17 protein-coding genes and 1 tRNA gene are annotated in these 25,509 nt (G+C 45.5%); 15 read left to right on the top strand and 3 right to left on the bottom strand.

Annotation, left to right across the window (positions count from 1 at the left end):
* The first annotated feature begins 2 nt into the window (after positions 1-2).
* From ASC40_RS00990 to ASC40_RS01035, 10 genes are all read left to right on the top strand, one after another.
* The gene (locus ASC40_RS00990) at positions 3-467 is read left to right on the top strand and encodes a GAF domain-containing protein (RefSeq protein ID WP_055438496.1); all 465 of its coding nucleotides are present in this window, start codon (positions 3-5) and stop codon (positions 465-467) included.
* A 14-nt stretch (positions 468-481) separates the two neighbouring features.
* Positions 482-775, top strand: coding sequence for a hypothetical protein (locus ASC40_RS00995; protein WP_055437925.1), 294 nt, complete (start codon positions 482-484; stop codon positions 773-775).
* Positions 765-1,442 (top strand): RNA chaperone ProQ, encoded by a 678-nt coding sequence (gene proQ, locus ASC40_RS01000; RefSeq protein ID WP_055437926.1) that lies wholly within the window; start codon positions 765-767, stop codon positions 1,440-1,442. The genes ASC40_RS00995 and proQ overlap by 11 nt, the downstream gene beginning before the upstream one ends.
* Positions 1,443-1,454: 12 nt before the next feature.
* Positions 1,455-3,512 (top strand): carboxy terminal-processing peptidase, encoded by a 2,058-nt coding sequence (gene prc / locus ASC40_RS01005; RefSeq protein WP_055437927.1) that lies wholly within the window; start codon positions 1,455-1,457, stop codon positions 3,510-3,512.
* 102 nt (positions 3,513-3,614) lie between these two features.
* Entirely contained in the window at positions 3,615-5,075 is a 1,461-nt protein-coding gene (gene nhaC / locus ASC40_RS01010) for a Na+/H+ antiporter NhaC (protein WP_055437928.1), read from the top strand.
* 13 nt (positions 5,076-5,088) lie between these two features.
* The gene (gene pepN, locus ASC40_RS01015) at positions 5,089-7,740 is read left to right on the top strand and encodes an aminopeptidase N (protein WP_055437929.1); all 2,652 of its coding nucleotides are present in this window, start codon (positions 5,089-5,091) and stop codon (positions 7,738-7,740) included.
* A gap of 194 nt (positions 7,741-7,934) precedes the next feature.
* Positions 7,935-12,770, top strand: coding sequence for an NAD-glutamate dehydrogenase (locus ASC40_RS01020; RefSeq protein ID WP_055437930.1), 4,836 nt, complete (start codon positions 7,935-7,937; stop codon positions 12,768-12,770).
* A gap of 12 nt (positions 12,771-12,782) precedes the next feature.
* Positions 12,783-13,790 (top strand): quinone-dependent dihydroorotate dehydrogenase, encoded by a 1,008-nt coding sequence (pyrD, locus tag ASC40_RS01025; protein ID WP_055437931.1) that lies wholly within the window; start codon positions 12,783-12,785, stop codon positions 13,788-13,790.
* 55 nt (positions 13,791-13,845) lie between these two features.
* Positions 13,846-14,394 carry a cell division protein ZapC domain-containing protein gene (locus tag ASC40_RS01030; protein ID WP_055437932.1) on the top strand — a complete coding sequence of 183 codons (549 nt, stop codon included), beginning with the start codon at positions 13,846-13,848 and terminating at the stop codon, positions 14,392-14,394.
* A 6-nt stretch (positions 14,395-14,400) separates the two neighbouring features.
* Entirely contained in the window at positions 14,401-16,170 is a 1,770-nt protein-coding gene (locus tag ASC40_RS01035; protein WP_055437933.1) for a 5'-nucleotidase C-terminal domain-containing protein, read from the top strand.
* 35 nt (positions 16,171-16,205) lie between these two features.
* On the opposite strand, the gene ASC40_RS01040 is transcribed toward ASC40_RS01035, so the two are convergent.
* Positions 16,206-16,282: transfer RNA gene (locus tag ASC40_RS01040), tRNA-Met, on the bottom strand.
* Positions 16,283-16,456: 174 nt separating this feature from the next.
* Here ASC40_RS01040 and rlmKL point away from each other — a divergent pair.
* The 5 genes from rlmKL (at position 16,457) to rmf (ending at position 22,844) form a co-directional block, all read left to right on the top strand.
* Positions 16,457-18,604: a bifunctional 23S rRNA (guanine(2069)-N(7))-methyltransferase RlmK/23S rRNA (guanine(2445)-N(2))-methyltransferase RlmL gene (gene rlmKL / locus ASC40_RS01045; protein ID WP_245622151.1), complete on the top strand. Its 2,148-nt coding sequence runs from the start codon at positions 16,457-16,459 to the stop codon at positions 18,602-18,604.
* Entirely contained in the window at positions 18,597-18,833 is a 237-nt protein-coding gene (locus ASC40_RS01050; protein WP_055437934.1) for a glutaredoxin family protein, read from the top strand. The genes rlmKL and ASC40_RS01050 overlap by 8 nt, the downstream gene beginning before the upstream one ends.
* The gene (gene uup / locus ASC40_RS01055) at positions 18,830-20,737 is read left to right on the top strand and encodes an ATP-binding cassette ATPase Uup (protein ID WP_055437935.1); all 1,908 of its coding nucleotides are present in this window, start codon (positions 18,830-18,832) and stop codon (positions 20,735-20,737) included. Before ASC40_RS01050 ends, uup begins: the two co-directional genes overlap by 4 nt.
* A 7-nt stretch (positions 20,738-20,744) precedes the next feature.
* Positions 20,745-22,475: a DUF3466 family protein gene (locus ASC40_RS01060; RefSeq protein ID WP_055437936.1), complete on the top strand. Its 1,731-nt coding sequence runs from the start codon at positions 20,745-20,747 to the stop codon at positions 22,473-22,475.
* A gap of 192 nt (positions 22,476-22,667) precedes the next feature.
* Positions 22,668-22,844 (top strand): ribosome modulation factor, encoded by a 177-nt coding sequence (gene rmf, locus ASC40_RS01065; RefSeq protein WP_055437937.1) that lies wholly within the window; start codon positions 22,668-22,670, stop codon positions 22,842-22,844.
* 98 nt (positions 22,845-22,942) lie between these two features.
* On the opposite strand, the gene fabA is transcribed toward rmf, so the two are convergent.
* A complete protein-coding gene (gene fabA / locus ASC40_RS01070; RefSeq protein WP_055437938.1) occupies positions 22,943-23,455 on the bottom strand; it encodes a 3-hydroxyacyl-[acyl-carrier-protein] dehydratase FabA in 513 nt (170 codons plus the stop codon).
* Positions 23,456-23,562: 107 nt separating this feature from the next.
* Positions 23,563-25,476, bottom strand: coding sequence for a Lon protease family protein (locus ASC40_RS01075; protein ID WP_055437939.1), 1,914 nt, complete (start codon positions 25,474-25,476; stop codon positions 23,563-23,565).
* Between the last annotated feature and the right edge of the window lie 33 nt (positions 25,477-25,509).

A 25,509-nucleotide genomic window follows, 5' to 3' on the forward strand; every position in this document is an offset into this window, starting at 1 on the left:
TGTTGAAAAACACTGATTATAATTTACTGCTGTCGCAAGCCAAGGCTATTACCGCTGGTGAGCCTGATCTTATTGCTAATTTAAGCAATTTGTCGGCATTGGTTTACGACACTTTAGCTGATGTAAACTGGGTTGGTTTTTACTTGACTCGTGAACCTGAAACCCTTGTTTTAGGGCCTTTTCAAGGCAAAGTAGCATGTTTGCGTATTGCTTTTGGCAAAGGTGTTTGCGGTACCGCAGCGGCAACACGTACGACGCAACGGGTTATTGATGTGCATGAGTTTGCTGGGCACATTGCGTGCGACTCCGCCTCAAATTCAGAAGTGGTTGTGCCGCTTATCGTAAACGATGTTGTGGTTGGCGTATTTGACCTCGACAGCCCATCAGTTGGGCGGTTTAGTGAAGAAGACGCAGCGGGGCTCACTCAGCTAGGTCGCTTTATTGAAACCTTAAATTGGCCAGCATAGGGTAGATTTCACGCATGTACAGTGAGTTCGATATATATGCTTACTTAGTCAGTTATGCAGATATGGCATTTTTTGAAGGTGACGAAGAGGCTGCAACCGACCAAATGAATGAAATGTTGCATTATATTGTCGATTACAGTGACCCTGACGATACAATGGAGCAACTTGAAGAAGTAGTACGACGGACGCTATTTGAATGGATAGAAAATCCAGAGCTATTAGCTCTTGATAGCGATGAAATGCAAGCCTACATAATGGATCAACTAGCTGACGTACGTCAGCAGGAATTTAATGACGATGACGACTGACGTTAAAAAGTTAACGAATACCAAAGAAGTTATAGCTTATTTAGCTGAAAAGTTTCCTGAGTGCTTTTCGCTTGAAGGCGAAGCAAAGCCGCTAAAAATTGGAATTTTTGAAGAATTAGCGGAACGTTTAAAAGACGACGAAACAGTAAGTAAAACTCGTATTCGTACTGCATTACGACATTACACCAATAGCTGGCGTTATTTACGAGCCGTGAAAGTTGGGGCTGTGCGCGTTGATCTTGATGGTGCTGAAGCCGGTATTATTGAAGACGATCACCAACAACATGCTGAACAAGCGTTAGCAGAATCGAAAGCAGCGGCTGCAGAGCGCGCGGCAACAAAGCGAAAAGCACAACAGGCGGCCGCTAAATCTGCGGGTGATAATAACGCCAAGGCAAAAGCAAGTGCTGCTGCAGCGCGAAAAGCGCGCGCTAAAAGCCCAGCTAAACCCAAATCAACAGGCACTGCTAAGGCAACAAAACCGTCTGTGAACTTAACCGCAGCTCAGCACGATCAATTGCAGGTTGGGCAGCAAGTGCAAGTCAAAGCAGGTAAAGTGCCAGTAGCCGGTCAAGTTACCGAAATCGATCGTGACGATATTCATGTGCAACTTCAAAATGGTTTAGCGGTCAAAGTGAAGGTAAGCGCAGTTTTTGTCACGAAATAGGAGTAGTGAAGTATGACGAAGCGAGCGATGTCTAAATTTGCGTTAGCGATTAGTGTAGCTATTGGATTCAGTGCTACGGCAATCGCTATTCCTCCAGCGCACACCCCCGAAGAACTCCCACAGTTGCAACCTCAAGAGCAACATGGAGTTGCTAGCGGCCGCGTCGCTCGGTTCTTCACCCGCGAACATTTCAAACAAATGCAACTAGACAATGAGTTATCGGCGCAAATTCTAGATCGCTATTTAGATATGCTCGATTACAACAAGATGTTTTTGTTGCAAAAAGACGTAGAGCAAGCCGGCGAGTATCGTGATTTATTCGACGATATGATTTTAACCGGAAAGTTAAATGCCGCATATTCTGTGTATGACAAATCACTGCAACGTCGATTTGAACGTTATACCTATGCGCTGTCATTACTTGATGAAGAAAAGCCGTTCGACTTTACCAAAGCAGATGACAAATATTACTTTCAACGCGAAAACGCGCCATGGGCACAAAATCAAGCGGAACTCGATGAGCTTTGGCGTCAGCGAGTAAAATATGATGCGCTTAATTTATCCATGACAGGTAAAAGCTGGCCAGAAGTGGTTGAAACCTTAGGTAAGCGTTACAACAGTGCCTTAAAAAGGTTAACACAGACCAACAGTGAAGATGTGTTCCAGACTATCATGAATGCATTTGCACGCAGTGTTGAAGCGCACACAAGTTATTTGTCACCAGCCAACGCTGAACGTTTTGAGCAGAACATGAACTTATCACTTGAGGGTATAGGCGCAGTGTTACAAGCCGATTACGACTATACCGTGATACGCAGCCTTGTTCCTGGTGGGCCAGCTGACAAAAACGGCAGTCTTGCAGTGGATGATAAAATTGTTGGTGTTGCGCAAGGCGATGACGATTTTGTAGATATTGTTGGGTGGCGCTTAGACGAGGTGGTTGAGCTTATTAAAGGGCCAAAAGGTTCAACCGTACGGTTGCAGGTTTTAAAAGCAAATCAAAGTGCCGGCACAGCACCGAAAGAGATTGCTATTGTTCGCGATAAGGTCAAACTTGAAGACCGTGCAGCGAAATTAGAAATCGAGTCACCTGAAGCAGGTAATTATGCGGGTCGCAAGTTAGGCGTGATTAATATTCCAGGTTTTTACAATGGCCTGACTGATGATACCAAAAAGCTGATAGATGAAGCCAAACAAGCTGACGTAGAGGGGCTTGTCATTGACCTACGAGGCAACGGTGGGGGCTCGCTGTCTGAGGCTATTTCTTTAACTGGTTTATTTATTGATAAAGGCCCAGTGGTGCAAATTTTAGATCACCGTAAACGTCGTGATATTAATGGCGATCGCGATGGTAAAGTCTATTATGACGGGCCGTTAGTTGTCATGGTTGATCGCTATAGTGCTTCGGCCTCTGAGATATTCGCCGCAGCTTTGCAAGACTATCAACGCGCTATGGTTGTTGGCGAAAACACCTATGGCAAGGGGACGGTGCAACATCATCGCGCTTTGCAGATGTATCCTTTTGATAACTACGACAACGAGTTAGGTAGCGTTCAGTTCACTATCGCCAAATTTTATCGTATTAATGGTGGTAGTACACAGCTACGTGGCGTTACCCCTGATTTAGTTATGCCTTCGGTTATTGATGCTGAAGAATTTGGTGAAAGCAGCCAAGACAACGCGTTACCGTGGGACCAATTGCCAGCGGCTAAGTACGAGACAACAAGTACTGTTGCCGTTGATAGTTATGAAAAATGGCAAGAAACGCTCAATAAGCGCATTCAAGACAACCCAGAGTTTCAGTACGTGTTTGAAGACATTGCTGAATACCAAGCGCAGAAAGATCGTTTATGGGTAAGTTTAGTTATTGCTGACCGTCAGGCCGAGCAAGCTGAAGAAGAAGCGAAAAAACTGGCTCGTGCCAATGAGCGGTTAAAGCGCTTAGGGCTTGAGCCGGTAGAATCTGCAGAGGATATTCCTGAAGATATAGATATTGCTGATCCATATTTGACGGAGACCATGTCCTTAAGCTTCGCGATGATTGATGCACAGAAGCTCGCAATGAATTAAACTGCGACATGTCGTGACGAAAAAGCCGCTTTATGCGGCTTTTTTATCATTAAAATTATTATAAAAATAATTAGATTTTAATTCTTGGGTTAGAGAATATTTATGCAAAACAATAAAGCTGTCGAACAACGCAGCCCCAGTATTTTACAAGCCTCACTGCCTTTATTAGCGCTTATTGCCATGTTGGCATTGTCCGTCTATTTATTTGGCGAAGACTCGTCATATGGCCCCAACCAAATAGCACTATGGATAGCCGCTGGCGTTGCCATAGCCATTGGTTTTTATAATCGCTTTAGTTGGGAACAAATTGAAGATGGCATTAAAGAGGGCATTTCTGTCGCACTTGGCGCCTTATTGATTATTCTTGCTGTGGGCTCGCTTATTGGTACCTGGTTATTAGCAGGCACCGTGCCAAGTATGATTTACTTCGGCTTAGAGTTACTTAATCCAAGTTGGTTTTACGCCGCAACAGCGCTTATTTGTGCCATTATTTCACTAGCTATCGGTAGCTCTTGGACAACGGCTGCCACTATAGGTGTTGCATTAATGGGCGTTGCGGTTGGCATGGACTTGTCACCAGCCATTACGGCCGGTGCGGTTGTTTCTGGCGCCTATTTTGGTGATAAAATGTCGCCGTTAAGCGACACCACCAATTTAGCACCGGCTGTCGCTGGTTCTGAACTGTTCTCGCATATTCGCTACATGGCTTATACCGCCGTACCGGCGTTTGTAATCACCCTGATTATTTTTGTCATTTTAGGCTTTAACGCTGACGGTGCTGTTAGCGTATTACAGCTTGAAAAAATGCAGCTTGAACTGCGCAATACCTTTAATATTGGCTGGCTTATGTTAGTACCTTTGTTGGTACTACTGTATTTAGCGGCAACCAGAAAACCAGCGTTACCAACAGTGTTTTTTGGCGCATTATTAGGTGGTGTTTGGGCCGTTATTTTTCAACCCGATATGATTGACAAGTTAGCCGGTGGGGACACCACCGCAATTGGCACCTTAAAAGTAGTGTGGGGTGCTCTTACTGACGGTGTTGCAATTGAAACAGGCTCAGCAGACTTAGATGACTTGTTAAGTGGTGGTGGCATGTCAAGCATGCTCAACACCGTGTGGCTTATTTTAAGTGCCATGACATTCGGCGCGATTATGGAAAAGCTAGGCCTGCTACAGCGTTTAATTGCCGGTATTCTTGGCTACGTAAAGTCTTTAGGCAGCTTAATTGCTGCCACCTTATTCACCTGCTTTGGCGCCAACGTATTAACCGCGGACCAGTATATGGCAATAGTATTGCCAGGGCGTATGTACCGTGAAGAATTTGAGCGCCGCGGTTTAGACCCACGTTTGCTATCGCGTACTTTAGAAGACAGCGCAACCTTAACTTCAGCATTAATTCCGTGGAACACCTGTGGTGCATTTATGATGGGCGCGTTAGGCGTTAGCCCTTGGATATATGCGCCATTTGCATTCTTTAACTGGATAACACCGTTAATGGCACTGTTTTACGCCTACACCGGAATTCGAATTTTGCGCCTACCGGAGCGCCAACAAGCATAATATATAGGGTAATATGTCAGTAAAATCAGCAACGTTCCGGAGCGACTATCGCGCTCCGGAATTCCTCATTAAAACCGTCGATTTAACTTTTCACCTACATGAAACCGCAACACGTGTGCATAACACCATGCAGATTACCCCGGTTGGGAATACCAATAGCTTGCTGCTTCAAGGGGAAAACCTTGAGCTTATTCAGATTGCTTTAAATGGCAAGCAGGTTGCACGCGATGATGTTCACATTGATGAAAAATCACTGCAATTAACGGTGCCAAACGAACCTTTTGAATTAACGATTGAAACCCAGATAAATCCGGCGGCTAATCAAGCGCTTGAAGGGCTTTATAAGTCAGGCGGGGCGTTTTGCACGCAATGCGAAGCTGAAGGTTTTCGGCGCATTACCTATTACTTAGATAGGCCAGATGTTTTAGCTCAATTTACCACTACCGTAGTTGGTGATGCGGTACGCTTTCCCTATTTGTTGAGTAACGGCAACGCTATTGCCCGAGGAAACAATGGTGACGGCACCCATTGGGTGACGTGGCACGACCCACACCCAAAACCAGCGTATCTTTTTGCGCTCGTAGCCGGCGACTTCGACCTACTTAACGATGAGTTCGTTACCCGTGGCGGCCGTGCGGTGCAATTGCAGTTGTTTGTCGACAAAGGCAATTTAAGCCGTGCTGAATTCGCCATGACATCGCTCAAGAACTCCATGCGCTGGGACGAAGAGCGTTTTGACCTCGAGTACGACTTAGATATTTATATGATTGTGGCGGTCGACTTCTTCAATATGGGCGCTATGGAAAACAAAGGCCTGAATGTTTTTAATTCGCGTTATGTGTTGGCTGACGCTAAAACCGCAACCGATCAAGACTTTCTCAACGTTGAGTCAGTCATAGGGCACGAATATTTTCACAACTGGACAGGCAATCGTATTACTTGTCGTGATTGGTTCCAGTTGAGTTTGAAAGAAGGTTTAACGGTATTTCGAGATCAAGAATTTAGCTCTGACTTGGGTTCTCGCGCGGTAAACCGAATTGATGCAATTCGCATTATACGCACGCATCAGTTTAACGAAGACGCGAGCCCTATGGCGCACCCTATACGACCAGACAAAGTGGTCGAAATGAATAATTTCTACACCGTGACAGTTTATAACAAAGGTGCGGAAGTGATTCGCATGTTGCACACCATTCTCGGCGAGCAGGGCTTTCAAGCTGGTATGCGGCTGTATATTGAACGCCACGATGGCCAAGCGGTAACCTGCGATGACTTTGTTGCGGCGATGGCTGATGCAAATCAAGCTGACTTATCGGTGTTTAGGCGTTGGTACAGTCAAGCCGGCACTCCTATTGTAGATGTTACGCAAGAGTATGACGCAAACCTGCAACGTTTAACGCTTAACTTTGCCCAACACACGCCAGCAACACCTGGTCAGCCACAAAAGCAAGCTGTTCACATTCCTATGCTGATGAGTTTGTACGATAACAATGGTCAGCGCCTTGCAATCAATACCGCCGCGGCTCATGGGCAATCAGCAGACGCGGTTCGCCCCCATGAGTCTGGTAGCTTACTCTTTGAATTTACAACAGAAACGGGCCAATTAACATTTGAGCATATCGCGACCGAGCCGGTTTTAGCGTTGAATGAAAACTTTGGTGCACCAATTAAGCTCAATTTTGCCCAAAGTTTCAGTGACCAAGTGGTGCTACTAGGTTCTGCAGAGCAAGAAGTCACCCGTTGGGAAGCTGCGCAGCAAATTTTTACGCAACTTATTCGTGACGCAGTGGCTTCTCAACAGGCGTTGGTATTGCCGCAAGAAGTTGCGCAGGCGCTGCAACGGTTTGTCGTTAGCACCATGGACAGTGCCCTTAAGGCGCAAGTTCTAACACCGCCAACGGTTGAAGAAATTGCGGAGTATTACCCACGCGACATTCCGTTAACTCACATTGCTACGGCGGTTCATCAATTACGGCAACAGTTGGCAGAACAGTTGTTTACTGAATTCGAGGCTATGTGGCAAGGCTACGCGACCAGCGCTGAAAGGCCTTACACCCTAAGCGGAAGTGCCATTGCTCAGCGCAGTTTGCAGCACACAGTACTCTACTATTTGGCTCTGCATATGCCTGATAAATATAGTGATGTTGTTGCAGAATATTATGTCGCAGCCGACAACATGACGGCTCAGCAATCAGCATTGCAAACCGCCGTGCATTTACGACTTCCGTGTCAGGAGCAATTACTTCGGGCGTTCGAACACCAGTGGTACGACACCCCATTAGTGTTAGATAAGTGGTTTGCTATTCAAGCCAGTGCGCCGCATGCAGATGTTGTTGAAATAGTCGCGCAATTGCATAATCATTCGCGTTTTAATCGTGACAACCCCAATCGGGTGTATGCGTTATGGGCCACGTTTGGACGTAATATAAATCAGTTTCACCGTGCAGATGGGGTAGGGTATGCGTTAATGGCCGATATGATTGCCTACCTCAACGACAAAAACCCACAGGTTGCAGCACGTCTCGTAACGCCGTTAACGCAATGGCGCCGCTTTGATGCTAAGCGCCAAACGTTACTTGAAGCGCAGTTACGTCGGCTGCAACAAATGCCAAATTTGGCCCCTGATTTAGACGAAAAAATCAGTCAAAGTTTGGCGCCTTTGTAATATTCATGCAAAGCTTTCTCATAAACATGTTCAGGCCACGAATTTCGTGGTCTGAACACTGTGTTTTTCATGATAATAAGCATTGAATAACCTACCTAAATGTCCGACAATAATAGCAATTATTTCGTAGGGTGATGTTAGTAGCCAATTAACACGCCGCTTCGTTATACCTATCACGTAAAAAGGACACCATCATGAATGCGTTTGGCGAAGGCCAGATTCCAGTTGTATTGCAAAAGGTGGCCGATCTGATTCAGCAACGAGCCACCGATCGTGCCGATTTAATCAAAGACTTTGCGATGAGGCTATTTCGCAACATCTCACCGGATGATCTGGCTTTGCGAAACGACAGCGATATGTATGGTGCGGTGATGGGGCTATGGCATAGCTTTAATGATTACAGGCCAGGCGAAAAAGCACTGATCAAAATCTACAACCCTGAAGTAGCTCGTCACGGTTGGGAGTCTGCACACACCATTATCGAAATTATCCAATCGGATAGTCCTTTTATGGTGGACTCAATTCGCATGGCGCTTTCACGCCTTGGAATTACTTCGCATTTATTGTTGCACCTACCCATTAGTCACAAACGTGATAATAACAATCACATTTCAGAGTTATTGAAAGCGGGTACCCGCAAAGAAGACAACGAAGTTGATACGGTGTTTCTGATTGAGGTCGATCGTCAAACAACCAAAGACGCCATTTCTACATTGAAGAAAGAGCTTGCATCGGTGATGGACGAAATTAATCTGTCGGTTTCTGACTGGCTACCAATGCGTGAGCGCTTAAGTGCTATTGCGAATGAACTAAAAGATATTAATTATCCAGGCGACAAAAAAACACTGAAAGAAGCTCAGAACTTTTTAAGCTGGTTGGCTCAAGATAACTTTACGTTAATGGGCTACCGCCGCTACGACTTAAAACCGGTTGAAGGTGACTACGTTATTCGTCAAGTCACAGACTCAAGCTTAGGCTTGATGCGAAAAAGTGCTAATAACAAAGAGCGCTTAGTGTCGTCGCTGCCGGAAGTAGCACGTGATTTAACTTTTGACGATAGCTTATTGTTGCTAACCAAAACCAACACGAAATCACGGGTTCACCGCCCCGCATATTGCGACTATATAGGTATTAAACGCTTCGATAAAAACGGTAAAGTCATTGGTGAAGACCGTTTTATTGGTTTGTACTCAAGTAGCTTCTATAACAATAGTGCGCGTGACGTGCCATTAGTTGGTGACAAAATTAAGCGCGTCATGGAGGCCTCAGGCTTTGCCTCAAATTCGCATGCTGCTAAAGCATTGCTAAACATTTTAGAAACATATCCGCGTGATGAAATTGTTCAGGCAAAAGAAGATGACTTGCTTGAAGTTGGTTTAGGCGTCTTGCAAATGCAAGAGCGCGACATGACCCGTGTTTTTGTTCGGCGTGACATTTTTGGTCGCTTTGCGTCATGCATGGTGTACGTACCTAAAGAACGCTACAACACCTTACTGCGTCAGCGTACCCAGCAAATTTTGGCAAACACGCTGCATAGCAAAGAAGATGTAGACTTCACCACCTATTTTTCAGAGTCGTCACTAGCTCGCACCCATTATACCGTGCGCATTGGCGAACACGTACAGGACATTGACGTGAAAGAATTAGAGCAAAACCTCATTGAAGCAGCCCGCACTTGGGAAGATAACTTTGAACGTATTCTTAGTAGCACCTTTGGTGAAGCCAAAGCTAACGCTTTAAATAAACGCTACGCAAATGCGTTTCCTCGCGCTTACAAAGAAGAAATTCTTCCGTCAGTTGCCATTGCTGATATTCAGCAAATTGAAGCTCTTGATGATGAACACAAGCTTGGCATGTTGTTCTACCGTTCGCGTGAAGAAAATGAAACCAGTAAGAAAATTCGTCTGAAATTATTCCATAAAGACGAACCAATTCATTTGTCTGACGTGTTACCAATGTTGGAAAACTTTGGTTTGCGTATTATTGGTGAAAGCCCATACCAAATTAAAACAACAGACGGCGATGTGTTCTGGATTCTCGATTTCCAAATGTTGCACAGCAACGTCAAGCTAGATTTAGAAGCTAGCCGCGACGTGTTCCAAAACGCTTTTGCGAAAGTGTGGGACGGTCATTACGAAGACGATGGTTTCAACCGCTTAGTATTAAGCGCCGGCTTAACTGGCCGCCAAGTTATTATTTTACGTATGTTTGCAAAATACATGCGTCAAATTGGTACCACATTTAGCCAAGCGTACATTGAAAGTACTTTTAGCAAGTACCCGTTAATTGCCAAACTTATTGTTAAGTTGTTCTACTCAAAATTCGACCCGAAAGAAAAAAGTCGCGAGAAGAAAATTGAAGCACTTGAAGCACGCATTAACTCAGAACTTGAGAATGTTGCGAACTTAGATGACGACCGTATTATTCGTCGTTATGTTGAGTTGATTTTGGCTGCTTTGCGTACCAACTTTTTCCAACAAGACCAAGCTGGCAATGAAAAACCATATATTTCTGTGAAGTTTATGCCAGAAATGATTCCAGAAATGCCGTTACCACTGCCGAAATATGAAATTTTCGTATATTCGCCGCGCGTTGAAGGTGTTCATTTACGTGGTGGTAAGGTTGCGCGAGGTGGTTTGCGTTGGTCTGACCGTCGAGAAGACTTCCGTACTGAAGTGCTAGGCTTGGTAAAAGCGCAACAAGTAAAAAACACTGTAATTGTGCCGGTTGGCGCGAAAGGTGGTTTCTTCTGTAAACATTTACCTGAAGAGCGCGAAGCCTTCTTTGAAGAAGGCAAGGCTTGCTATCGTACATTTATTCGCGCGTTGCTAGACATTACGGACAATATTGTAAACGGTGAAGTTGTGCCACCAAAAGATGTCGTTCGCCATGATGAAGATGACACCTACCTAGTGGTCGCTGCTGACAAAGGCACCGCAACATTCTCAGATATCGCGAACAGCATTTCTGCGGAATATAACTTCTGGCTGCGAGATGCGTTTGCATCGGGTGGCTCGGTAGGTTATGACCATAAGAAAATGGGTATCACTGCACGTGGTGCGTGGGAATCGGTGAAGCGTCATTTCCGTGAATTAGGCATTGACTGTCAAACCACTGACTTTACTGCCGTTGGCGTGGGTGATATGGCAGGTGACGTATTCGGTAACGGTATGTTGCTGTCGAAACATACGCGCTTAGTTGCGGCATTTAACCACATGCATATATTTGTGGACCCGAATCCAAATGCGGCGAAAACCTATGCCGAACGCGAGCGCTTATTCAAGTTGCCGCGCTCTTCTTGGGAAGACTTCGACAAGTCACTTATTTCTGAGGGTGGCGGCATTTTCTTGCGCAGTGCAAAAGCAATTGAACTGTCGCCAGAAATGAAAAAGCTGTTCAATACTCAGAAGAAGTCGTTTACACCTAATGAGTTAATCAAAGCTATATTGACCCTGAACGTTGACTTGTTTTGGAACGGCGGCATTGGCACCTATGTGAAGTCGTCTAGTGAAAGCGACAGCGACGTAGGTGACCGGGCCAATGACGCATTGCGTGTTAATGGTAAAGACCTGCGGGCAAAAATTGTAGGCGAGGGTGGTAACCTTGGCTTTACCCAGTTAGGGCGTATTGAATATGCTCGTAACGGTGGCCGTATTAACACTGATGCCGTCGACAACGTCGGCGGTGTTGACTGCTCAGACAACGAAGTAAACATTAAAATACTGTTGAATGGCTTGGTTGACAACGGTGACTTGACGTTAAAACAACGCGACCAACTGTTGTACGACATGACCGACGAAGTGGCGCAAATCGTCATTAAAGACTGTTTCCGTCAGTCTCAGTCTATCTCTGTTACAGCCATTCGTGGCGCTGACCAAGTTAAAGAATTACAACGTTTCATACATCATCTAGAGCGAGAAGGGCAACTTAACCGTGCCATTGAGTTCTTACCAGATGACGATGAGTTAGCCGAGCGTCAGGCCCAAGGTAAAGGGTTAACGCGCCCAGAGCTGGCCGTTATTACGGCTTACGGCAAAATGGTTTTAAAAGAGCAATTGCTTGACGACGAAATTATGGCTGATCCTTTCCATGCGCGCTCGTTAATCAATGCATTCCCGGTGCCGTTGCAAGAGAAATATGCCGAAGCAATGGAGAATCATCCGTTGCGCGCTCAGATTATTGCAACACGATTAGCCAATAACATCGTGAATGACATGGGCCCTAACTTTGTCTATCGGAAGGTTGACGCAACAGGTTCTACGGTTGCTGAAGTGGCTTCAGCTTATGTGGTTGCGCGTGAGTGCTTTAATTTACGCGGCTTAATGGAAGAAATTGAAGCGGGTAACAATAAAATACCAGCTGATGTTCAAAATAGTATGCTGTTTCAACTGCGACGTGTGGTACGTCGTTCAACCCGTTGGTTCCTGCGTCATCGCAACCCAAGTTTGAATACCATTCAAGAGCGTATCGACTTTTATAAGGCGAGTTTTGACGATTTACGCAAGAACGTTCTTAACTATTTGGTTGAAGACGAACGTGTGCAGCTTGAAAAGCAAATTGACAAACTGCAAGCACAAGGTGTGCCGGCAAAATTAGCCCATAACATTGGTATTTTAACGACCTTGTTTTCAGCGCTTGATATTGCCGACATCACTCATGAAACGGGGCGCAAAGTCAGCATCGTTGCACAAGCATACTTTAACTTAGGTTCACGTGTGTCATTACATTGGTTCCTTGACCAAATTAACAGTCAGCCAGTTGATAATCATTGGCAGGCGTTGGCGCGAGCAGCATTTCGTGAGGAGCTTGATTGGCAACAACGTTCATTGACCATGAGCATGCTTAAATCAGGTGATGAAAAGCAAGACGGCTTAGCTGTATTAGAGACTTGGTTAGCAGACAATAAAGTATATGTTGATCGCTGGTTAGTCATGTTATCTGACTTCCGTACAACGAAAACTCATGAATTTGCAAAATTCTCGGTTGCTTTACGTGAGCTCATGCTGCTTAACCATAACTGCACGTCATAGGTGAGTTAATACATGTATTCACTTGCCCGTAAATGGCTGTTCAGCAAGGATGCTGAACAGTCACATGATTTAACCTTAAAGTTGCTTAAACGCTATGCAGGAACACCCTTGTCGTTGGCATGGCGTCAAACGGTAGCACACAAGCCTGTTACCGTTATGGGAATTGAATTTCCAAATGCAGTAGGCCTTGCTGCTGGTTTAGACAAAAATGCCGAATGTATTAAAGCTTTTGCGCAAATGGGTTTTGGCTTTATTGAAGTGGGTACGGTAACGCCGCGCCCACAACCAGGTAACCCTAAGCCTCGACTGTTTAGAATTGTCGAAAAAGAAGCCATTATTAACCGTATGGGTTTTAATAACCTGGGTGTGGATTATCTTGTTGAACAGGTCAAGAAGAGCCATTTCAAAGGTGTGCTTGGAATTAACATCGGTAAAAACAAAGACACACCTGAAACCGAAGCGGTGCAAGACTATATTCACTGCATGCATAAAGTCTATCCTTACGCGGCTTACATTACGGTAAATATTTCGTCACCAAACACGCCGGGGCTACGCGAGTTTCAGCACGGTAGCGCATTGCATGAACTACTGAGCGCGCTAAAAGCAGAACAAGCTAAATTGACGGAACGTCACGGGCGCTATGTTCCACTTGCGGTGAAAATAGCCCCAGACTTAACGCAAGAAGGCATTGAAGCAATAACGGATGCCTTAGTTCAACATGAAATCGACGCAGTTATTGCAACCAATACCACACTAAGTCGCGACGCCGTCGCTGGTTTACCCCATGCCGAAGAAGCCGGCGGCCTAAGTGGTAAGGTGCTATTTGAAGCCAGTACGGACGTGGTAAAAACAATTGCAGAACGGGCGCAAGGTAAGCTCCCCATTATTGCAGTGGGTGGTATTGATAGTATTGAGGCAGCTCAAGCTAAGATAGCGGCCGGGGCTAGCCTTGTACAAATTTACACAGGGTTTATTTATCATGGTCCTAAATTAATTCGTAATGTGGTGAATGCCTTGTAAATTCGTGAATAGTTCGTTAATTTATCAATAACTGACTAACATTTAGGAAATTATCGTGCACGCAATAGCACAATGGCATTGGGTTTATGACCCCGATCAACAGCAACTGCAAATTGAGCTTGAGCAAGGTATCGTTCATACGGCGCCTTACAAAAGCTCGCGGTTGGTGCCGTTGCACGCCATGCGCGCCGCTTTTTCAACAGACGATGCTGAACAGTTTCAAAGCTTTTACGACGCTTTGGACGGTTCCGGCATAGTGGCCGCGCAAACCGCACTTGAAGCCTCTCTAAATTACCTTATTTTTTCTCGATATGGTCGGCCACAAATGCCTCAAAGTTGGTATTTTCAAACCGCAGAAGAAGCTCCCAAAAGCTTAGAAGTAGGGCAACTGGTCAGCCTTAACTCAGGTATGGCCGAGTCGGTTTGCGCGGTAACGTCAACAGACGGAGACTTTATTGAGTGTATGGTATTAGGTGGTGATTTCCCACTGTCAGATATTAAAACCCTGCGTCAATTCGATGTCATTAAGGTGATGCCGAATCGTTTACAGGCTTTACATGAAAGCCACGAAACCACTACTGATAGCCATTTAAAGCAAGCTTAATTGAGCATGGCAACGCGTAAACTTGCTTGGTATTTGTTTCTTTTTCCCTCAATATTGCTACTTATGTCAAACAGCTATGCTAACCAGCCGATCACGCTGAAACTGCTCGCAACGAGCGACGTGCATGGACATTTCTCGGGCTATAACTATTTCAGCAAACAAGCAGAACCGTTCGGCCTTGCGCATTTAGTGCCGATTATTCAACAGCAACGGCAAGCGTCTGATATCTCTCTGTTGATTGATAATGGCGACTTAATTCAGGGCTCGCCATTGACCGATATGCTTGTTGCAAACTATCAAGCGTCCGGCATAGTAGAACGCGAGCCGTCTGTGGCTCAGTTGCTTACATTGATGGGTTATGATGCTGCAAATCTAGGCAATCATGAGTTCAACTATGGGTTGGCTTATTTGCAGCACGCTTACGGTGGCGATAATTTCTCTATACCGCTGCTCAGTGCCAACCTAACGCCAATATCTACGTTAGCTAAGGGTTCGCTGCGGCATAAACCCTTTCACATGTTCTCATTCAGCCCACGTATAAACGGACACCAGCAGCGGTTAAAGGTTGCTGTTGTCGGCGTATTGCCACCGCAAATTATGCAGTGGGACGCGCACCATTTGCGTGATCAGGTTGAGGTGACAGACATGCTAACAGCAGCAACGCAGGCCGTGGCAGAAGCGCAACGCGCAGGGGCCGACATTATTGTGTTAGCAGCCCACTCTGGCATGCCAAAGAACAGCGATGATGGTGTTGATAGCGAACAGGGCGTGTGGCAACTTGCGCAAATACCGGCAGTTGATGCCATTATTTTTGGTCATCAACACGAAATTTTCCCTGGCAGCAAGGTTTATGATCAGTTAGCGCATATAAACAGCCAGCAAGGAACACTATTCGGCAAACCAAGCGTGCAGCCTGGTACGCAAGGTAAATATCTCGGGGTTATTGATTTGTCGCTTACTTTCAGCGACTCGAACTGGCAAGTTGTTGAAACGCACAGTCAGGTCATTGCAGCCGCTAAAGACCCTGATCCAAAAGTTCTCGAGCATTTAACGCGTAGTCACAGGGCAACTGAAACCTATATGCAGCAAGCTATAGGGCACAGCGCACATGACTTAAGTTTAGCTAAAGCGCGCCTAGAACCGACCCACGCGTTACAGTTCATTCATTCTGCTCAGCGTTGGTACGTTGAGCGTACTTTTGCCAATAGCAAGGTTGGTAACAAGTTACCGCAACGGCCGTTATTTAGCGCTGTCGCACCTTTTAACGCCGCACTCAATGAACAGATGTACACTGATAATCAGTTTACATTTGTCCCCCAAGGGGTTTTAACCTTAGGTCATATCGGCGATCTTTATCGTTATCCTAATACGCTTGAGGTGGTTGCAGTAACGGGAGTACAGCTTAAACGCTGGCTTGAGCAATCTGCTGCAGCATTACAGCCTAGCTCTAACAATTCACCGTGGGGGCACATCGTTCAGGATATTCCGTCGTACCAGTTTGATACATTTGCTGGATTTGAATATCAAATTGACGTTAGCAAACCTATAGGAGAGCGTGTCTCAGCTTCAATTTCTTTCGCTGCAAGCGAAACCTACTATGTGGCTACCAATAACTACCGTGCCCAAGGGGGAGGTGGCTTTGCTGGTTTAGATGGTTCACAAGTGGTGTTTAGCTCTCCGGATCAAATTCAACATATTCTGGTGAGTTATCTGGCTTATTTAGGCGAGTCTGGGTATCGCGATAAACTCGCGAAAAATTGGGTTATAAAAGATTAGGGAAAGTTAGAAATTGGATTTGCATTGCTAGGATTTGGTTGCGGGGGCAGGATTTGAACCTACGACCTTCGGGTTATGAGCCCGACGAGCTACCAGACTGCTCCACCCCGCGTCCGATGCTGCGCATGTTACTGCCCAACAACATATAACGCAATAGCTTATTTCACTGTTCGCCTAATAAATAGGCGATTCGCGTTCAACCGCGCAATAAACGCACAATTGACGCGATACACAGGCCCCTTACTTCGCTATAATAGCGGCTATGACCACTAACAAAGATATCTTAATGACTACCACGTCTTCAGCGATGCGCCTATTTGCCACCTGCGCCAAAGGGCTCGAACCTTTATTATTTGACGAATTACAGCAACTAGGCAGCACCAACGTACGGCAAACCGCCGGCGGTTGTTGGTTTGAGGGTGATTTAGCCTGTGCCTATCGGGTTTGTTTGTGGACGCGACTCGCCAATCGCGTATTACTCATGCTGGGCGAATGCTTTATTAAGCGTGCGCAAGATATACCTGTTGCCGTAGCAGAAACGCCTTGGGAGACGATTTTTCAGTCGCCACAGCAAACGTTTTTGATCGACTTCAGTGGTCGCAACCATGAAATACGCCACACTCAGTTTGGTGCGCAACTTATTAAAGATGGCATTGTTGATCGTTTCCGTGCGCAAGGTTTAGAGCGTCCAAATGTTTCAAAAGAAGAACCCGATCTTCGTATTAATGCGCATATTCAAAAAGAAAAATTAACCTGGTACCTCGATTTAGCTGGCGATAGCCTGCATAAACGAGGGTACCGCCAACAGCAAGGCGCTGCGCCTTTGCGCGAAACTTTGGCGGCAGCCGTGGTCATTCGTAGTGGCATGAGCAAAGAGCAGGGCGTTGTGTTTGATCCATTCTGTGGCTCAGGAACACTGTTACTCGAAGCCGCAATGATACGTTTTGAACGTGCACCAGGCTTGGCTCGAACCGACTGGGGATTCCAGCGTTGGAGTGGCCATGACCAAAATATTTGGGCCGCTGAACTTGAACAAGCACAGCAACGTTTTGAAACCGCCAAGGCTGAGCGCCAAGCACAATTTGTTGGTTTTGATAATGATCCTCAAGTACTCGCTATCGCTGAACAAAATGCGATTGGACTTGGCTTAAACGAATTTTGTACTTGGCAGGTTGCTAACGCCGAGCAGGTGAGTGCACCGGCGGTGTCTATCAACCAAGAACAAGCGCCTTTGCTGGTCTGTAACCCGCCGTATGGGGAACGCCTTGGCGAGGAAATACAAACACTGTTACTTTATCGTCGATTCGGTGCCCAGTTGCGTGAACATTTTAGCGGTTGGCAAGTTGCAGTATTAGCCGGTGACGACAGCTTGTTAAAGCGCATGAAGCTGCGTAGTCAGCGCAAATACAAACTGTTTAACGGTGCCTTAGAAACAACTTTAGCCCTTTATGACTTAACTCAAAAGCAACCAGAGTTTACCCAGTCGCAATCAAATGACTTAGCAAACCGGCTCAACAAAAACTACCAGAAATTCGAAAAATGGTCTGCAAAAGAAGGGGTTAATGCGTGGCGTTTATATGACGCGGACTTGCCTGAATACAATGCAGCAATTGATATTTACGACGACTGTGTCGTTATTCAAGAATATGCAGCACCAAAAGATATTCCTGAAGCAGTGGCAAAAGACAGATTGTGGTTTTTAATTGATACTGTAGCCCAAACTCTGCCTTATTCGGCGGAAAATATTACGCTTAAGGTACGGCAGCGACAGTCTGGTAAGCAGCAATATCAAAAACAAGCGCCGCGTGGTTTGGTGCGAGTTGTGCACGAATACGATGCCCAGTTTGAGGTCAACCTAAGTGACTATTTGGACACCGGTTTATTCATTGACCACCGTTGGGCTCGCCGCGAGCTCGGAAAACTCAGTGAAGGCAAGAGCGTACTGAATTTATTTGCGTATACCTGCACAGCTTCGGTGCATGCAGCGTTAGGCGGGGCTAGCGATATTACCTCGGTTGATTTGTCGAAAACATACTTAGCCTGGGGCCAACGCAACTTCACCTTAAACAAGTTATACGGGCGACAGTACCAGTTCGTGCAGGCCGATTGCGTGCAATGGCTGCGTGAACAGCGGCCACAACAACGTTATGATGTTATTTTTCTTGACCCGCCAACGTTTTCTAACTCAAAGAAAATGGATGACGTATTAGATATTCAGCGTGATCACGTGCAATTATTAAAACTTGCGGCGCGCTTATTAAAAAATGGCGGCGTTATCTTGTTTTCCAATAACAAACGACGTTTCAAGCTTGATGAAGAAGGCCTAGCAGAAGCATTTTTAGTCGCGCAAGACCTAACACAGCGTTCAATTTCGCCTGACTTTGCACGCCACAAAGGTATTCATCACCTGTTTAAGGTGCGCCAAAGTGACTGAGTTTTATCTGCTCACGAAACCTAACTGTCCATTATGTGATGAAGCATTACGAATACTTCATCAAGCGTCTCCCGAGTCGCCAATTCGGCTGCATGTGGTTGATATTTCGACTCAGCCTGAGCTACAGGACGAGTATGGTTGGCTGGTTCCGGTGTTGGTTAGAGCGCATGACGATGCTGAACTGCGTTGGCCGTTTCCAACGACGATTGAGGAATTTTTGAACGCATGAATTTAGTTCGTTTACATCAGGCCCAACTTGCCTTCGGTAACTATCCTATTTTAGACCATGCCGACTTAGTTATTGAGTCGGGAGAACGCGTTTGTATAGTTGGGCGTAATGGCGCTGGTAAATCAACCTTGTTGAAAATAATAGCTGGCGAAGTTTTACTCGATGATGGCGCTGTTCAAGTTGTTGGAGACACCGTAGTCGCGCGGTTACCACAAGACCCGCCAGCAAACTCAGATCAATCAGTGTACGACTTTGTTGCCGAAGGGTTAGCCGAGCTTGGAAAATTATTGCAGCAATATCATCATGTTGTGCAAGAACTTAACAATGAGCCGAGCAGCCAAATCCTGATGAATCGTATGGCTACTTTGCAGACAGCCATAGAAGCGGCCAATGGTTGGCAAATACAGTCACGTATTGAAAGTACCTTGACGCAGTTAGAATTACCCGAAGACACTACCATGAGTTCGTTATCTGGTGGTTGGCTGCGGCGTGTTGCACTAGCTCGCGCACTGGTCGTTGACCCAGACTTATTGTTACTCGACGAGCCCACCAACCACCTTGATGTTGAGATGGTGACTTGGCTTGAAAATAAAGTGAAAGAATTCCGTGGGGCGGTATTGTTTATTAGCCACGACAGGGCATTCATTCGCAACTTGGCAACCCGTATTGTTGATCTCGATCGCGGTCATTTAACTAGCTTTCCAGGCAATTACGACCAATACCTAACACTGAAACAAGAACAACTTGAAGTTGAAGAAGCACAAAATGCCGAATTCGACAAAAAGCTTGCGCAAGAAGAAGCGTGGATAAGACAAGGTGTGAAAGCACGTCGTACACGTAACGAAGGCCGAGTTCGCGCTTTGCAAGACCTCAGACGCCAACGCCAGGCGCGTCGTGAGCAACAAGGCTCGGCCAAACTTGCGGTTCAAGAAGCTAACCGTTCTGGAAAATTAGTGTTTGAAGGTGAACATTTAAATTTAACCTTCGGCGACAAAACTATCTTGCGTGACTTTAGTTTAAACCTACAGCGCGGCGATAAAGTAGCCTTGGTTGGCCCTAATGGATGCGGAAAAAGTACTCTAATACGAGTTTTACTTGGGCAGCAGGGCGTTGATAACGGGCATATTAAGTTAGGCACTAACTTGGAAGTTGCTTATTTTGATCAGCATCGTGCTCAGTTAGATCCTGAATTATCGGTGGCGGAAAACATTGGCGATGGCAAGCAAGATGTCACTTATAACGGGCGAACCCGCCATATTCTTAGCTATTTACAAGACTTTCTGTTCAGTCCCAAGCAAGCACGTACGCCGGTAAAGGCTTTGTCTGGCGGTGAGCGAAATCGCGCGTTGCTGGCAAAGTTGTTCCTACAGCCAAGTAACTTTTTAATACTCGATGAACCAACTAACGATCTTGACATTGATACCTTAGAATTACTTGAACAAATTATTGCCGAATATCAGGGTACGGTTATTTTGGTGAGCCACGACCGTGAATTTGTCGATAACACAGCAACGAGTGTCTTGTTGTTTGAGGGGCAGGGGCGAATTACTGAAATAGTTGGTGGATTTACTGAAATAAACCATTACTTAAGTCAGTTGCAGGGAACTAAACCGGTGAAAGCACAGTCACAAAGTGCTGATAAAAAAGTGCAGACTTCTGCTACACCAAAGAAAAAGTTATCCTACAAACTGCAACGCGAATTAGATATGCTTCCTGAGCAGATTGCCGCGTTAGAAGAAGAGCAAGAAAAATTAGAGCAGCAGGCCAGTGCGGCTGATTTTTATCAGCGCGATCACAGTGAAACTGGGCCTGTGTTAGAGCGTTTAGGTGCTATAGAAGAAGAGCTCATGACAGCACTAGAACGCTGGACCGAATTAGAAAACTTACAACAAGAGAGTCGTTAAGTCATTTATGAAATTATTTAAAACCTGCTTGCTTGCTGCATCTGTTGCAGCCCTCGCATCTAACGGTGCCGCAGCACAGTCGTACAATGTAACAATTTTAGAAACTCCAAGCTCTGTTAAGAATGTATTGGGTAGCAAAATTAATGACCAAGGCCTGGTTAATTTGACAGCCCATGCGCCGCTTAATGCCGAACTTGATTTTGACCTAATTCTGCCGAGTTTTTTATCCAACAGTGGTATTCCGCTAGATTTCGATCCTGCAGAAGACACGTTAACTTTACAGCAATATGATCGATTAATTTTGCTGCTGGCAGACAAACAAAATCAACTAACCGAGGCGCAGCGCATTGCGACAACGTTCGCTGCGAGTTATAACGGTCAAATGATTGAGTTACCGGCCTTACTAAATACTGAAGGCAATGGCGCATCCAGTAGCGAGAACTCGTCAGATAGCCAATTTCTGGGCCTCAATCAAAACAATATTCAAGTGGGTATCGCTTCAGCGCCATATTACCGTACTGAAATAACTTATACGCCGCCAGCCAGCGGTGACGAAGAGCCAACGCCGGTGACTAAGAACTTTGCTCAACGTGATTTTACTAGTCGTGGAATTTGGTATGACGGTAACCAATTAAAATTAATCGCGCCGACAGAACAAGAAGTTTTGGGCGGCGAATCAGCTCTATTTGATATAAATGAGCACAACGTTGCTGCAGGCTATATGAGCGTTGCTTTGGCACCGCAAGGTGTTGATCGGGTGACCGGGTGTCAGGAATACGTAGAAGACGAAAACGCCAACACAACTCTTTACAACTGCGTTTGGCTTGGGTGGTTTAATGCACAAAGTAGTACCGTAGGTTCAATGCGCCAAAATTTATCGATTTACGATATGCACGCAACCATTTGGCAGCTTGATGCGCAAGGCGAAGTTATAAGTTTTGAGTCTTACGAACCACTGAGTCCGCGTCGGGAAGATGACGACGAGGCTATGTCTACGTATGCTTATGCCATTAACAATAATGATATTGCCGTAGGCCAAAGTTGGACTTACCTGGGTGACAACGTCGACTTTTTCTTCCGCACCAAAATGCCGGCCATTTTTGTCAATGGCGAAACACGTCCAGTAACTACAGACAATCAATATACTTGGGGTTCAGCGACTGATATCAACAATAACGATATAGCCGTTGGTTTTGTGTATAAAACAATTCAGGGCTATGGACGCTCGCTGCCATTTACATTTAACGTAAATACCAATGAATTTGAGTTACTCCCGCAGTTTTTTGCGAGTTCTTCAACATTCCCTACTGCAATTAACGACAATGGCTTTGTTGTTGGTCGTGGTGAAATCGATTATTCACTGGATTCAATTCGACGCCAGGCCGGCTTTGTCTATGACCCATCAGCACCAGAGAAAGGCCTGCAAAACTTGAATGATTTGGTTGGTTGCTCAGCCACCGACTACTTCATTGTTGCGGCTGATGACATTAACGAAAACAACGAAATAGTTGCAACCGCGATTAGAAAGGTCGAGCGTGTTGATGTAGACGGTAGCACCTATGAAGAGGACCAACTGTTTTCGTTGTTGTTAACGCCAACCGGTGATGATAGTGGGTTAGGCTGCTCAGATAATAACGAAACAATTGAACGTCAAGGAGCAGCAACATCTCCTTTGTCGTTAATCGCTATGTTATTGATTGGTGGCCTTATTACCGTACGCCGTAAATTTTTGGCTTAACTAGTTAACTTGTTCTAAGAAAGCACTTTCAAATAAACGACGCTTTTTCATTGACTTAAAAAGTCACGACAAAAAGCGTCGTTTTTTTCGTTTGAACTCCTCGCCAGAATTGCTATCTATTTATTGAGAGCACAAAAAAAGTGGCTCTGTTGAAAAATAAATCGTATAAAAACCGGACGAGGAAGTGTAATCATGAAACGACAAAAACGCGATCGCCTAGAACGTGCTCACGCACAAGGTTTCAAAGCTGGAGTATCAGGTCGTTCGAAAGAACTATGCCCGTACCAGAATCAAGATGTACGTTCTCAGTGGTTAGGCGGTTGGCGCGATGCCATGGAGGCTCGCGGTGGTGGCTTGTTCCGCCATTAAAACGTTAGGTCATAAAATGACAACAACACAGAACGACAAAGCCCGCCAAGAAAGCGGGCTTTTTACCGGGTGATTTTCGTTTGAAAACCTCAGCTGTTTTAGAAGGTTGAGGTGTCTGTAAACAACCCAACTTTTAAGTCTTTGGCGGTATAAATAGTTTTGCCATCAACTTCAACCCGACCATCAGCAATACCCATGTACAAAGAGCGTTTAAGAACACGCTTCATATCAATAAAATAACTTACTTTTTTTGCAGTCGGTAAAATTTGGCCAGTAAATTTCACTTCACCTACACCAAGCGCTCGTCCGCGCCCAGGACCGCCTAAACAGGCTAAGAAAAAGCCTGTTAACTGCCACATTGCATCAAGCCCTAAACAACCAGGCATAACTGGATCACCGATGAAGTGGCAATCAAAAAACCAAAGATCGGGAGTAATATCTAGTTCAGCATGAATAAAGCCTTTACCATAAGCACCGCCGTCTTCAGTTATTTCGACTACACGGTCCATCATCAGCATATTAGGTGCAGGAAGCTGACTATTACCTGGACCAAACATTTCGCCGCGAGAGCAGGCGAGTAGCTCTTCGCGTGTGTAACTATTTTGTTTCATAAATACCTTGTTTTGCTACGTAAATTCACGTGTCTACGCGAGTTTGTTTTGGGCTAACTCGCGTAGATTAGCGAACACGTGTACGCTAAACAAGTCCGACTAGTATTTTAATTGAACCAACGGCGCCACCAGGACACCTCTCGTTCAATTTGCTGTAGTTCATTTAGACGCTGCTCAATTTTTGCATATAGTTGTTTTTGCTCGCTTTGTGTCAATAATTCTAAAGCTTCGCCAACATGTTCAATCGCAAACACGTGGAATTTATTGGCTTTCACAGCGGCAATAACATCGTCGGCTAAATTGAGCTGGCTCAAATTCGCTGCGGGTATAATAACACCTTGCTTACCGGTTAATCCGCGCGTGCGGCAGAGCTCAAAATAACCCTCTATTTTTTCATTTACCGCCCCAATGGCTTGCACGCGACCAAACTGATCGACAGCACCAGTAATAGCGAGGCCTTGTTGAATTGGCGCTTCTGCTAAAGCAGATAATAAACAACACAGCTCAGCAAGTGAGGCGCTATCACCGTCTACTTCATGATAAGACTGTTCAAATACGATGGTTGCCGAAAGCGCCATGGCTTCATTACGCGCGAAAACATTCGCAATATAGGCACTTAAAATCATCACGCCTTTGGTATGAATACTGCCGCTCAGCTCAGATTTTCGGTCAATATCGATAATATCGCCGTCACCGTAATGCACGGTTGCTGTAATTCGAGTGGGCTCACCAAACTCGTGGCCACCAGCCGTAATTACGGTAAGCCCGTTTATTTGCCCAATAACTTCGCCTTCGGTTTCTATATAAACCTGACCTTCTAAAATAGCTCGCCGGCTTAGCTCCGCAATATAACCTTCACGCGACTCACGTTGTTTCAGTGCTGAACTAATGTCTTCAGCGGCAATTGATGTGGCCTGTCGTTCACGTGCAATAGCACAAGCTTCGCGAAGCAATTGCATAATTGCAATGGTGTCGAGCGATAACTCTGTTTGAAAGTCAGTGATGCGAGTCACGAATTTAAACAGAGCAGGGTAGGCATCGCTAGCTAATGGCAATACCGCAGCTTCGCGTTCAACATAAGCTAAATAATCAAAATAGGCCTGTAATGGCTCTTGATTGATAGAGTAATGCGACGAAAAATCAGCAAGATATGGAAATAAATTATCAAAATCACGATCAAGTTCACGTAACTGCGCGTAAATATCTCGCTCGCCCAGTAATAGCACCTTAATGTGCACAGGTATGGCTTGGGGTTGATAATAAGCAGCGATATTGGAATCGCCCGGTTGTGGCCAATCAAATTCACTGGTTTTTAAAATGTATTTAAGTTTACGCCACAAACCTGGCTGTAACAGCAGTTCTTCAGCATCTATAGCAAGAACGCCACCGTTGGCTTTCAAAATAGCGCCGGCCTCAATCAAGTGCAGATCTGATGAAATAGTGCCTTCCACACTTTGCAGTCGAATACTACCGAATAAACTTGCTTCGGTGACACGGTCACACAGCATAAAGGGTTCATGTTCATTGTGCGTAACAATGACCGTCGCTAATTCGGTACCTGGGAGGTCATCAAAGGTTTTATCCTCGATTAAATCAAGATAGCGTGCTACACGTTCACTTGGATAAGCTTCTTTAATAAAGTCAATTAATGGCATGCGCACCGCAACGTCAGCTTGCAGAAATTCCCATAATTTAATTAAAAAGTCGTTTGCTTTACCGCAAGGCAAATTGACACACAGCGGTTGCGAAGCGCTGTCTGGGTTGGCCACATAAACCCAATCAAATTTATCCGCATGAACCCATTGTTGTTGGTTTTGTACTTGTTGCAGCACATCGTAGGTGCGCATACCTGCAGGTGTAACGACAAACCCATGGGCGTACCTACCGCCAATGCTTAGCGCTTGCTGCAACGCGTTTAAGGCTCGTTGCTGCCCAACTAAAGCATTGGAATTGGCGTGTTCTGGTCGTTGCTTGGCCCATTCAAATATTCGAGGTTGTAGTGCATCTGCTGCTATGCGCATGGTGTTGAATTCTCCCTTAATTAATTCGCTATC

Source organism: Pseudidiomarina woesei (assembly GCF_001418345.1).
In the GTDB taxonomy this organism is placed as follows: domain Bacteria; phylum Pseudomonadota; class Gammaproteobacteria; order Enterobacterales; family Alteromonadaceae; genus Pseudidiomarina; species Pseudidiomarina woesei.